The 14,106-nt window shown below is 53.4% G+C and carries 5 protein-coding genes; all 5 read left to right on the top strand.

Features of this window, described 5'->3' with window-relative positions:
* Window positions 1-174: 174 nt before the first annotated feature.
* Window positions 175-486: a holin gene (locus tag WS91_RS23950; RefSeq protein WP_059577718.1), complete on the top strand. Its 312-nt coding sequence runs from the start codon at window positions 175-177 to the stop codon at window positions 484-486.
* Between the two features lie 183 nt (window positions 487-669).
* Window positions 670-1,302 (top strand): glycoside hydrolase family 19 protein, encoded by a 633-nt coding sequence (locus WS91_RS23945; RefSeq protein WP_059577723.1) that lies wholly within the window; start codon window positions 670-672, stop codon window positions 1,300-1,302.
* A gap of 557 nt (window positions 1,303-1,859) precedes the next feature.
* Window positions 1,860-4,877: a Tc toxin subunit A gene (locus tag WS91_RS34390; protein ID WP_082717324.1), complete on the top strand. Its 3,018-nt coding sequence runs from the start codon at window positions 1,860-1,862 to the stop codon at window positions 4,875-4,877.
* Between the two features lie 54 nt (window positions 4,878-4,931).
* On the top strand, window positions 4,932-9,692 hold the full coding sequence (locus WS91_RS36235; RefSeq protein WP_156432456.1) for a neuraminidase-like domain-containing protein: 4,761 nt from the start codon (window positions 4,932-4,934) through the stop codon (window positions 9,690-9,692).
* A gap of 141 nt (window positions 9,693-9,833) precedes the next feature.
* On the top strand, window positions 9,834-14,106 hold a 4,273-nt coding region (locus tag WS91_RS23920; protein ID WP_156432455.1), incomplete at its 3' end, for a SpvB/TcaC N-terminal domain-containing protein.

Raw genomic sequence — 14,106 nt, 5'->3', positions numbered from 1 at the left:
AATGCATTTAATGCATTGGACACTGTAAGAAGGTCGCCGATAATAATCTTCACGTAGGCGAAGCGGAGCGCGAGATGGGCCAATCTCCTGACGACGTTAGGTCATAAAAAGTATCGGAATGTGTCGTAGCTTGCTAGAGCCATCTGTTAACCCGGATTCGGCAGGAGCACGGTTATGCAAATTGGAGTGCACGAAAAGGAACTGCTGGTATTGCTGGGAATTGGCGCCGCTATAGGGTTGGGAAAGCTGTTGACCGGTATCGAGCCGCTTTCGGCGCGGATGATCCTAGGCGGCATGGTTACAGGTGCTGCTTTGTCGGCGAGTGCAGGGGCCGTACTCATTCTGTTTCAAGAGCTCACGCCGACAGCGCTGGTGGGTGTCGCTGCTGCAATCGGCTTGCTGGGACAGCCGATGCTAGAAAAGATCGCACACAGTTTATTGGGAAAAATTCGAGGCGATAAAGAGAAGGATTCGGATACACAATAACGGCGGGCTGCTCGTATCGATAGCCATGCGCGACGAGGAGTCTTGCTGGAATGAGGAGTGAAAATCGAGGCGACGAGGCCAATGGTTGATGGAGTAGCGACCGTTTCTGATTTTCACGTCCAAGCTCGGGTTGCAGGTGCGGAGCGCTCGTTTTACTCGGCGCCTCTTAATTGGGGAAGTTCGATGAATCGACAGACATTTCAGCAAGCAGCGCAATTATCCGATGTGCTCGCGGATCGGTGGTTCCCGCACGTATCGGCCGCGGCCGCCGAATTTGAAATCACGACCTCAAAACGCCTCGCTGCTTGGATTGCGCAGATCGGACACGAGTCGGGTGGCTTCACTCAGCTTGTCGAATCGTTCAACTATAGGGTCGATGCCTTGAAAATTTTCTCGCGCATCCCGGCCGATATGCGTGAGCAGCTCGGTCGTCGATCAAACGAGAGAATCGTCCCAATCGAACGACAGATGACGATCGCCAACCTCGCCTATGGAGGGCGATACGGCAATGGGGATGCGAGCTCGGGCGATGGCTGGCGCTATCGAGGCCGAGGGTTGAAGCAGATCACGTTCAAGGACAACTACCGAATGTGTGGTGTGGCGTTGAGTGTGGATCTGGTCGCGCAACCAGAGTTGCTCGAGCAAGACGAGTACGCCGCGCGGTCGGCGGGCTGGTTCTGGAGGGCCAACGGCTTGAACAAACTGGCGGATGACGGCGATTTTGTGCGAATCACGCGTGTCATCAACGGCGGATTGACTGGACATCCGGAGCGACAGGCGCGGTGGCAAGCGGCGACCGATGTATTTTTGGCCTAAACGATTGATCTCCGCCGAAACCACTATCCAGATGGAGAAAATTCCGATTCTTGATCAGCATGCATGATTTTGAATCATGCCGCATAGCGGATGGGTCTATGCATGAAATAGCGAGCGACATTCAGATTCACATCAATATTGGAATGCGCAAGTTAAATTGCGTGCAGATGGGCCGGAAATTTCGAAGTACACGATCTGCACTCGAATCTTCACGTGATCAAAAAACGCTGTCTAAATTTTTTAAGTTAAATGAGCATGAGCCGTAGGTAAGTTGAACAACTCGTACCACATACTGCGGACCTTGGCGATAGGGCGAGGACATTGAAAAATGAATAGCAATATACCTATGAAGGCTTGCTACAGAGTTGAACAGCCCGGCCGACCAGAAATCTAGTTGTCGCTCTGAGCGGACTCGGAGAAGTTTGTTTGAGCGGAAAGCGCTGAACTCGGGCATTCGAAAATATGGATTTCGCAGGGGGCCACGTACGATGTGACGCTTCTCTCGGAGAAGCGTCTCGGCCTGTTACTCGACTAACTTCAGTGACAAAGGAATTAGCATGACGCCAATCAGCCTTTTGATTAAACACATCGAAGATACACATGGTCTTCCCGACACGCTAACTAAACTCGGTTATCACTCGGTCTTCGATGTCGTGCGCGTTCCCCGCGAACGTTTCGTCCGCAAGCATCGGAACATCCTCGGCCGGCGAGCTGAAAAAATGTATGACCTTGCAATTGGCTATGCCCATCAGGTTAGTCATAAACTTCGCCGAAAGCGTTTAACCAGAGCCATTAATACAGCGTTGCGTGGGCCGTTCTCGAAGCCTGGCCCCGACTATGCAAGCCAGTTCCTGGATGCCGAAACTGGGTGGAAAGATAAGGCGCCGAGCGGCGCAATAGAAGCTAACGATGGTCCTGTTGCGTATCTTACATATATATATCAACTTGCGCTTCAGGAGGAGGAAAACGAGGGGCCTGGGTTGAAGAATAAATTGAAAGGCCGACGTCCGGACATCGGCAAATTAATCGTCGATGATGTGGCGATTAATAAAATAATTCCACAGATCCAGCTGGTCAACGAGGTTCTTGGCTCAGCTATTCAGGATTATAAAAATTTTGATCATCTGGGCGATGTGAACAAGTTGTTGGCGACGACTCGCTTCCCAAATACCTTGCCATTTCATTATGGCTCTCAGCAAATCTGCATCGCAGAGTCCACAGTAGACATATCTCTTTTGGAAACGTTGTTGCTTCAGAAGCCAGGCATGTTGCAGAAATTTTTTGCTGCACAAGCTAAATTTACGGATTCTGACGCAAGTGACCTGATCAGATTGCAGGTTATGAATAGTCGATTGGCTCCAGAGCAGCAGAACATCGTTGTTGAACCGGCTTACTTTGAAAGCCTTGCGAACGACGACAAAGGGGGGGATGCAACGGTACGGGAACAATTCTACGCAGACAACTACGGAGATGGCATGCTCGACGTCCTTCGTTTTGAATCGATGGAGGAGTTGACGTCCAGAACGAACCTGACGGTGCCCGATATAGAGGAAATGCTGTGCTCCACGGCCGGTGGAGAAAATTCGTCTATCATTGTCAAGTCGGATAATTATTTGGTGTCCGGTGATATGTTTGCGAATATATCTTCTAGCCGTCCGGTGTCAAGCGGTATGGCTTTGCAATCGATATACGGCGCGAAATTTATTAATGGCGGATTGGATAAATGTATTTATATTTCGAAGGACAAGAGCGGATCTTTGAGGCTGGTAGAACTAACCGACGATCGTCTGGATAGGATTAATAGAGTTGTTCGAATCAAGAAATGGTCGAGCATGCCGTTTGAAGATATTGATCTGATGATTACATCGGCAATGGAGGCTGAGGGCGATGGCGTACTGCTGATGAACGACAATACTCTGCGCATGTTGGGCGTGTTCAAGCATTATCAGAATACGTACGGTGTTTCTGCTAAGCAATTCGCTTCGTGGTTGCATGTTGTAACGCCATTTGCGATCGCTCCAGGCACCCCGTTTCTAGATCAAATATTCAACAAAAAAGGAAAATTTGATACTCCGTTTTCGATTGATAATCAGGACTTTGTCTATACGCAGACATCAGGAGGCGATGATGTGCGCGTGAAAAAACTCTGCACGGCTCTGGGGTTGAATCATCGCCAATTTCTTACGTTTGCTGATAAAATTGCGCATCAGCAAGGCAAAGCTGACCAACATACGCTGAACTGCAATTTGTTCGTCGTATCGGCGTTTTACCGCTTGGCGTCGCTTGCGCGTGTTTTGGGAGCAAGTCCCGAGGATTTCTGCGCACTGGTCGATCTAATGGATCGAAATACCGATAATGTGTGGAAACAGCTTGCCGGGCGTCCAGTTGTAGTCGCGCCGAAAGAGGGAGGCTCTCTCAGTGATGATTTTCTGACTCTGCTGCAAGCATTGAGTCTAATTTTTCAGTGGCTGCAGAAATGCCAACTGACGGGCCGCGGTATTCAAATCCTAACTACGCAAAGTGAAAAACCGCAGCAAGGTACGAACGATCAGCTAAATGTTATCCAAGATGTCTGGCGACTTCTTCCGAATGCGCTGGTCGACGGAGCGTTGTTGCGGCGCTGTGGCGCACCGCTTGTCGACGATAATCGGGAGCCGATTGAATGGTTGGATTTGCTGTCGAGAGAGGACGCCAAACTGATCGATGCGGGACTCGTTACTGACGCCGTTGTTGATACGATTAGCGCGACGATCGATGGTCAGGTCGTGCAACTGATCAAATTTATTAGCGATGCCGTCGACCGCCAGAAACTGGGTGATGCTGAAAGGAACCAGGCGAAGATTTCGTTGAATGCGGCGGTAGTACAAGCATGGCAAACACAATCAGGTGTTGCAACCAACTTGCTGGCAAAAACGCTGGGAGTGTCGCAATCGCTGTCGGCGTTCGTACTGCACTGGGCGCAACTGACGTCGTATAAATGGTTGAAGAGCACGTGGTCATTGAAGGGGGATGTCCAGACATCCGCCGATATTCCTTCTGGCTATCTGAATAGCCTGGGAGAAATCGCACGACGCGCTCTGCTGTGTCAACAGTTTTCATTAAGCCCGGCCGCGGTTCGACATCTGCTCGAATTCCCTGAACATTTCGGATTGCCATCGCCGTACGACGGGAATGTGTCGATATGGTTGCTGTATTTGCTCAGTCGCTATGACGATCTTCTGCGTCAGATTGGTGCATCAGGAAATGGCACTGAAGACGATGTCTTTGCCTTTTTCCAGGCGGTCAATCGTGATGCGCCGATTAGCGAGTCTGATGCGACTGAACTGCTGGCGTCGCTGTTGGGCTGGGAGCAAGAGGAAGTGGCTGCGGCGTGCAAGGTGCTCGGCGGAACAGCCAGAACCGTGTCGCAGCTCGATGTCGTGATGCGATTGCAACAGGCACAAAGTCAGATCGGACTAACGGTTACGCAGCAGCAGCAAGCATTTGTGTTGGGGCGAAATAGTAGCTATGACGATTGGCAAGCAGTTGGCCAGGCCATGATCGCGGGTGTGAGCCACGTCAAGGGCGCCGACTGATACTTACCCCCGGCCGGCGTTTGCCTGCCGGATCACCTGAACGACGTTCGTTGAGTGATTTTGCTGCCCGACTTCCTTATCGAGGTGATTCCTATGTTACCGGCAATGGAGAAACAACTGAATGAATCCCAGCGCGACGCGCTGGTTACTGGCTATATGAGGTTTGTTGCGCCAAATTTGCAAGGAGTGGGAAGCAACCCACTCACGATCGAAGATCTGTACGAATTTCTGCTGCTCGATCCGCTGATTGCTGATGAAGTTACGACAAGTCGGGTTGCAAGCGTAATCGCGAGCGTTCAGATGTACATGACGCGAATCGTCAACGGATCTGAGCCGGGTTTTGCTGCTGTGGATTCGCCGGTAGCAAAATCGTGGCGCGACGACGAGAACCAATACTCGATTTGGGCAGCCGGAGCTGAGGTTCAGAATTATCCGGAGAATTATATTTCTCCGATAACTCGACTAGAAAAGAGTCACTATTTTGAAGATCTCGAAACGGCACTGAATCAGGCCCGACTGGATCCTGATCATGTACAAGATGCGGCGCTCTCATATCTGAATCAGTTCGAGGCCGTCAGCAACTTAAAAATTCTAAGCGGATATATTCAGGGGCGTGATTTTGCACGGGCCAGCTATTACTTTATTGGCCGGACGACGACCAAGCCATATCAGTATTATTGGAGACAATTGGATCTCGATAAGAATCGTGAGGATTCGCCCGGGAAGCCAGTTACGCCGAATTGCTGGAGTGACTGGCAGGCGATCTCATTGCCGCTTGCTTCCGATGCGGTGCTCGAGCATACGGTTCGACCGGTGTTTTACAACGACAGGCTTTACGTCGCGTGGGTCGAGCGTAATGCTACGTCACTGAAAGACGTGAAAGACAATAAAAATGAAGATGTTCTTGATATGCATGAATATGTCATCAATTTCGGCTACAAGCGCTTCGATGATTCTTGGACTGCGCCAAACAACATTCCTCTGATGACTCGGGTAACAACAGACGAGGGGGATGTACTTCGTTCCAGCCTCGAAATCCGCGATGCTGACGCAGGTTCTGAGTTTCGTGCAGTTAATCTTCTAGCAACCTCCGATTTTAGCGTTGATCCTGGTCAGGGTGGTGATGGTAATCCATATGGTCGTTTGATGCTTGCAGTATTTGTTAACAAATCTGATGGCAATGATGGCATTAATAATCCTGACACTTATGGTTATATATATTGCGATTCGGCATTCAATGTTCATGATCTTGGAGGAATGGCGAAAGAGGCGTTGTTCAAAAGTTATCGGGATGTGGTTGGCGATAAAAATTCACTTCAATTCTCTGTTTATAACAAAGCTTACGTAGTGAAGGGGGTGGAAAATAAGGATCATAAGGATGAAAATAACACTGGCTGGTGGAAAAGAATTTTTGATCTCGAGTCGAGTGATCACGGTTCTAAGTCTTGCGTTTACGTGATTGATGGCTCGACAGTGCGTGTCGAAATGGGGATTAAGGAGGAATTTTCCAATATCTACGAATTTAGCAAGGAGGAAACGGAGAATATTGAACATGGAGCTTGGAGTGACCTATTTGTTCCGATTGGTTTTTGTCGGGCAAATGGCGACTCTGGCGTCACGATAAGATCACTCGGTGATGGTGCATATGTATTTGATGATGCTGCTATTTTATATGATGTGACTCGCTACGGATCAACCAAAATTAAGGATGGGGATTATCAAGCATGGATTGGGCTTGAGTACGACAAACTTACTAAATTGAATTTGAGTTTCAGTGTTAAAGATGGGGGAATTGCGCCCATTGGGTCGGATAAATTTGAATCAAGAATGAATGTGTCTGGTCTCGTTATGCAGATCCCGAAGGAAGCTTATTATGCTAGTGACTTTTCAGGATTTTTTGTGTGTTTGATGGATTCGAGTGTCACCGATGTTGATGATATTGATGAAGATTCAATAATGGGGGTTATGGTAATTGATAATATAAAGAAGATTTATGACTATAATAAATTTAATCAGGTGGTGTCGATTGCCTCTCCCTCAGGGGTGGAGACCGTGGGAAAAGGCGATCCGACAGATTCGATGGATGAAAGCGCAACATGTTTAGTGGAGCATGCTCTATCTGAGGAGGATTTCACGGAAGAAAAGCGATTTATTACGGCGACGCTCGGTGTCGAGTGGAGTGGATATAATATATTTTCGGGAGATGAGAGCGAGGGGTCGAGTGTATCAAAGGCATTTCAAGTTAATCTTGAGCTGGATGATACTAATGCACCAGAAAACGCTCCTCACATCGTATCGCGGTACGACAGCAAGCGTGGGCTGGTTCAGTACCTGGATTTTTCAGATGTAAAAAAATTGCCGGCCAACACCCGTATGAACACGACTTTCGTGCGCACGTTGATCGAAAAAGCAAATATAGGTTTAGACAGTCTGCTCGATTATACCCTCCAGGCAGATGACTCGCTTGAGGCAGATCTCGAGAACGATGGAAGAAGTGAGCCGATGGACTTCAGTGGTGCAAACGGGCTATATTTCTGGGAGCTATTCTTTCATGTGCCTTTCCTGATTGCATCGCGCTTTGCCAGCGAGCGGCAGTTTGATCAGTCGCAGAAATGGCTGCGCTACATTTTTGATCCTGCGGCAGGTCAGAAAGATAACGGGGCCCCCCTTTACTGGAATGTCCGTCCATTAGTTGATGCGGTGGGCCACTTATCGCATTTGCTGGGTGATCCGCTGGATCCGGATACGCAAGCTTATGCACACCCGGACGTATACAGGAAGGCGGTATTTGTAGCCTATGTTAGCAACTTGATCGCGCAAGGCGATCAATGGTATCGCCAACTTACTCGCGATGGGTTAGCCCAAGCGCGCGTGTTCTACAATCTTGCCGCTGAATTGCTGGGAACACGTCCGGATGTCTCGTTGAGCAACACGTGGGCACCGCATGCCCTGGATGAACTGGCCAAAGCTGGAAGTGAAAAGCTGCGTGGTTTTGAGCATGAACAAGCGAAGGCCGACGATGAACAGTTCATCGCCATGGCGGGTCAACACGTTGGTTACCTGCGACTTGTAGATAACGACAACTTCATCGAGCCACTGAATTCGCTGATGCTCGCGCACTGGGACGCGCTGGATGCGCGCCTGTATAACCTGCGTCATAACCTGACGATCGACGGAAAGCCGATGTCGCTCGCCCTCTATGAGGCGCCTGCAGATCCTGTCGCGTTGCTTGTGCAGCGCGCGCAGTCGGGCACGCAGGTCAGCGGAGTGAGCGGCGCGCGACTGACGGTACCGCCGTACCGTTTTATCGCGATCTTGCCCCGCGCCTACAACGCGGTTGCCACGTTGAGCCGATTTGGGGAGACGCTGCTGTCATTGCTTGAGCGTAGTGATAGAGCGAGCCAGGAAGAACTGCAGCAACAGCAATTCCTCGACATGTCGAGCTACGCGATCACGCTGCAACAACAAGCGATTGACGGATTGGCTGCCGACCGACAGTCGCTGGAAGCTAGTCGAGTGGTTGCGCAGAATCGCTACGACAGCTACTACGCCCTCTATCAAGAAAACATCTCCAGTACCGAGCAATCGATAATGGACACACGCGCTAGCGCACAGGGTATATTGATTGGGGCGCAAAGTATGTTGATCGCGACTGGCGCATTGAAACTGATTCCCAACGTTTTTGGTCTTGCGGATGGAGGCTCGCGCTATGAGGGGGCAACCGAAGCGACTGCCAACGTGTTGATGACGGTCTCGCAAGCGATGGAGATCGGCGCGGATCGCTTAGCCACGAGCGAGAACTATCGTCGACGCCGTGAAGAATGGCAGATCCAGTACGAACAGGCGCAGGCTGAAGTCGATGCGCTGGACAAGCAGCTGGATGCACTTACGATTCGCGAGCAAGCGGCACAAACAGAGTTGATGCGTGTGCAGGTGCAGCAGGCGCAGACTCAAGCGACGCTCAATTTTCTGAAGACGCGTTTCACGCAGGCTACCTTGTACCAGTGGCTGAGTGGTCAGTTGGCAGCACTGTATTACCAAGTTTATGACGCGGTGGTGTCGATGTGCCTGTCGGCGCAAGCGTGCTGGCAGTACGAAATGGGAGATTTTGCGACAACCTTTGTTCGAACCGGCGCATGGAACGATCATTATCGTGGCTTGCAGGTTGGCGAGACGCTGCAATTAAACTTGCATCAGATGGAGGCGGCTTACCTTGCCCGGAATGAACGCCGTCTCGAAATCACAAGGACGGTATCGCTCAAGGATCTGCTGAAAAAAGAAGAGTTCGACAGCAAGAGAAAATCAGGCAGCTTCGACTTCGATCTGAATGAAAAATTGTTCGATGAAGATTATCCTGGTCATTACATGCGACAGATCAAGACGGTGTCGATCAGCTTGCCGACGCTGGTTGGCCCCTATCAAGACGTCAAGGCGACGCTGACGCAGACCAAGAGCAGTACGCTTTTGAACGCCAGTGTCAACGGTGTGAAGTACTTGAACAATCCGAATAGCGATAAGGGTGACGCAAATATCGTGACCAACTTGCGTGCGAGTCAGCAGATCGCCATCTCGTCCGGCTTGAATGATGCAGGACAGTTCGAACTGAATTTTGGAGACGAACGTTATTTGCCGTTCGAAGGGACGGGAGCCGTTTCGAGTTGGATACTCTCGTTTCCACGTCATGATAAATCGGCCACGCAGAAAGCGATGCTAGACGCGTTGACTGATGTGATCGTCCACGTGCGTTACACGGCGGTTGATGGCGGGGAGTCGTTTGCGAAGGAGGTCGAAGGCTTGTTGAAGGCAAAGCGGTGACCTGTCTTGCCCGGACCGGTATAGCTGATCCGGGCTTGTCCGGCTACCGCATAACCAGCGTGCTTTTGCACAGACGCCGTCGTGAGCGTTCACGATGTTATCGGTGCCCACGGGCACCGATCCAACAGGATTCGATCTACCATGCAGAATGATGCTTCAGTATCGGTCCAAAGCCTATCGTTGCCCAAAGGCGGAGGCGCGATCGTTGGATTGGGCGATAGCCTCACGCCCATTGGCCCCAGTGGAATGGCTGGGTTTGCGTTGCCGTTGCCGGTCTCCGCAGGGCGGGGATACGCGCCGTCGCTGATGCTGAATTACAGCAGCGGTGCAGGCAACGGCCCATTCGGCCTCGGATGGCAATTGAGTTCAGCGGCCATCCGGCGCCGTACCAACTGTGGCGTGCCGCGTTACGACGGTGGGCCAGAAGACGAGTTTCTCGATCTCGACGGTGAAGTGCTTGTCAGCGAACGCGACGAGCACGGCAAGACGATCACGACCTCCGTCGCGAAGTATGGCGATAAGGATCTGGGGGAAACTTACCAGGTCACCCGCTATTTCCCGCGGGTCGAGAGCGCATTCGACCGCATCGAGCGCTGGCAAGGCTCCGGCGCCGTCGACGATTTTTGGATGAGCCACGGCGCCGATGGCCAGCTTCACTGTTTCGGCAAGACCGCGGCGGCACGGGTGGCGAACCCGAGTGCCCCCGAACAAATTGCGGAATGGTATATCGAAGAGTCGGTCAATCCGACCGGCGAGCATATTTACTACCGCTATGCTGCCGAAACCGACGACGGTGTTGCGGCGGATAACGAAAACAACCGCGATCACGCGGCGAATCGTTACCTCGCCGAAGTCTATTACGGCAATCGAGCTCCGGCGCCCCACTTGTATCTGTGGGACATGCCTGATGCCCGCGATCAAGGCTGGCTGTTCAGCGTTGTGCTGGATTACGGCGAGCGAGGCGTCGATTTCAACAGGCCTCCGACCTATGATGTTCCGAGTGGCCGGGCGTGGTCGATGCGTGCCGACAGCTTTTCCCGCTATCAATACGGCTTCGAAGTGCGTACCCATCGACTGTGTCGGCAGGTGCTGGTGTTTCATCATATTCGCGAGGAGTTAGAGGCTGATCATACGCTGATCCATCGCATGCTCTTCGCGTATGAGGAATCACCCATCGTTAGTCACCTGACGCAGGTGCGATCACTGGCCTATGAACCCGACGGAGCAGTGCAAAGCCTGGCGCCGATCGAGTTCGATTACAGCAAGTTCGATCCGAATGCGCTTGCGGGCAGCGGCACAGTCTTCGACGGTGTGCCCGAATTGAACGATGGCGAGCATTACGAGCTGGTGGACTTGTACGGCGACGGCTTAGCCGGTGTGCTGTTTCGTCATGATGTCGATTGGCGCTACAAGCCACCGATGCGCGGCGAAGCAGGAACCGAGGAGGTTGCCTACGGTGCTTGGCAAGCGCTGCCCGATGTTCCGACGATGCAACCGGTGCGGCTCGCGCTCATGGATATCGATGGCGATGGCCGCCTGGATTGGCTGGTCGCTCAACCGGGTATGAGCGGTTGCTTTTCGCTCAAGGAAGGCAACCAGTGGTCCAGATTCACGCCTTTCAACGCGCTGCCGCCGGAGTTCTTCCATCCGCAGGCGCAACTGGCCGACCTGGTTGGCTCGGGCCTGTCGGATCTGGCATTGATCGGCCCCAAGAGCGTGCGTCTCTATGCTAACCAGCGAGACGGGTTTGCTCGTGCAACCGACGTCGTGCAGTCTGAGGAGACCACGTTGCCGATTGCGGGGCGCGACGCGCGGGAACTGGTCGCCTTCAGCGACGTACTGGGTTCGGGCCAGACGCATCTCGTCCGTATCCGCCACGATGGCGTCATGTGTTGGCCGAATCTAGGGCGCGGCCGTTTCGGTCGGCCGTTCCTGCTCGCCACGCTCAATTTCGCTCGCGACACCTTCAATCCCGACCAGATCTTCTTGGCCGATCTGGACGGCAGCGGCGCGACGGACGTGATCTATCTCGAGCGGGACCACCTGACGCTCTATCTGAACCAGTCCGGCAATGGCTTCGCGGCGCCGGTCACATTGCCGTTGCCCGATGGTCTGACGTTCGACCGGTTATGCCAAGCCAGCTTTGCCGATCTGCAGGGGGTGGGCGTCGCCAGCCTGATTGTTTCGCATCCGCATATGACGCCGAAACATTGGCGATTGGATTTTGCCAAGGCCAAGCCATATCTGCTCACGAGCGTGAACAACAACATGGGGATGCATACGACCTTCGATTACCGCAGTTCGGTGCAATACTGGCTCGACGACAAGCAGGCGGACCCGACGCTGACGTCCGCGTTGCCGATGCCGATCCCCACGGTCGCCCAGGTGACGACGCTCGATGAAATCACCGGCAATTCGATTGTCCAGCAATATGGATATCACCATGGCGTGTACGACGGTGTCGAGCGTGAGTTTCGCGGCTTCGGGCTCGTGACGGCACAAGACGCGCAACAGGTGGCGACGACGATCGTTAGTTCGGTGCCGCTTGCGCCGCCGCTCGTCACCAAGACGTGGTACCACACCGGTCGGGAGACCGATGAAACGGTACTGGCGAATTCGCCTTACCAAGATGCGAGTGCAGTGTCAGTCAATCCTACCCGTCTGACCGAGTTCGATGCCGAACACCAGCAGGACGTCGATCTTGATGCAGTGGATGCCGACACGCGCTACTGGTTGTTCCGAGCACTCAAGGGTGTCCAGCTACGTCAGGAAGTGTATGGCCTGGATGGTAGCGACAAGGAAGCGGTGCCATATACGGTGTCGACGGCGCGGTATCAGGTCCGGCTTCTCCAGGCCGGGGCTGGGCGAGCGAGTCCGGTTGTCATGCCGACTGGGCTCGAGCAGGTCAGCTATAGCTATGAGCGTATCGCGGTCGATCCGTTGGTTAGCCAGCAGGTTCAGTTGCAATTGGACCGCTACGGTAGTGTGACGTGGAATGTTGCCGTGAATTATCCGCGTCGTCCGCGGCCGAACGCTAATCCCTATCCAGCGACGCTGCCCTCAACGAGTTGGGCCAGCAGTTATGACGACCAGCAAGCCAGTCTGATTCTGACCGAGCAGCGCAGCCTGCCGATCCACCTGGATGATGCGCAGGCGTGGCGATTAGGCCTTCCTAGTCAGCAGCGCAGCGACGTGTTGATCTTCGACGGCAGCCAGGCGCCGGTGAACGGATTGAGCTACGAATTGCTGACGCAAGCGGGGGGATGGCTGGATGCCAAAAAGTCGCGCACGTACGCAGGGCAGCAGCAGATCTTTTATACGGACACCCCGGTTGGCTTGACCGCGCTTGTCGACCATGTGGAAACGGCTGAACTCGACGATGCCGCGCTCAAGGCGTTCGATGGCGTGCTGGACGATGACGCACTGACCGCATTGCTTAAGCAGGCCGGGTATCGGTTGGCGGATCGTTTACTGCCGCCGGATGGTCAGGCCAAAGAACCGCAAGTCTGGGTTGCGCCGCGCGGATACACGTCTTATGGATCTGCGGCGGAGTTCTATCGCCCGATCAGCCAGCGTACGAGCGCGCTGACGGGTGAGGTGAAGTATGAGTACGACAACTTCACGTGCGGACTGAAGAAGACCACCGACGCACTGGACAATCAGACGACGGCGGTCTACGACTATCGCTTCTTGCAGCCCAAGCAGATGGTAGACCTCAACGGCAATACCCAGGAAGTGTTGTTCGATGCGCTGGGGCGCGTGTTGGTGAATAGTTTTTACGGTACAGAGGAAGGGCAACCAGTCGGCTTTAGCTCCTTGGCGGATTTCTCTCTCAACGACCTCACGGTCGCCCAAGCGATCCAGAACGCGGGTGTGTCGAAGCAGGAGGTTGCCGGCATTTATCTGGCTGCCCCGCTGAGCTGGATGGGGCAATTGACTCAGGATGCGCTGAAAGTCGTGACGGACGACGTCACGCCAATTTGGAATGCACTGCTGACGCACGCGTTCATTACCCCCGATGGTCGAGTCCTGTCCGTGGGACATGCGTGGGCGGCTGGTGAAGTGTCGATAGCCGACCTTCCGGATGGCGTTCGCCAGATTATTCGGGCACTGCCTCGACAGCCGGTTCAGCAGGCGTCGCTGATCGCGGATCGTTACCCATCCGACTCGGCGCAACAGGTGCGAGTCAGCGTGGGTTGCGTCGATGGTCTTGGCCGGGCATTACAGAGCGCGCAAAAAGTGCCAGGCGGCACCGCCTGGCAACGCGATGCGCGAGGTGAAATCGTCGTAGACGAGGCCGGCAAGCCGATGAGTCAAGAGACGGCGACGCGTTGGGCGGTGTCCGGCAAGGTCGAATACGACAACAAGGGGCAGCCGGTGCGCAGCTATCAGCCGTACTTTATCGACGACTGGC

This window comes from Burkholderia sp. MSMB1498 (assembly GCF_001526245.1).
Lineage (GTDB): Bacteria > Pseudomonadota > Gammaproteobacteria > Burkholderiales > Burkholderiaceae > Burkholderia > Burkholderia savannae.
The sequence above is the reverse complement of the archived record's forward strand: the minus strand, read 5'-3'. Positions and strand labels throughout refer to the sequence as shown.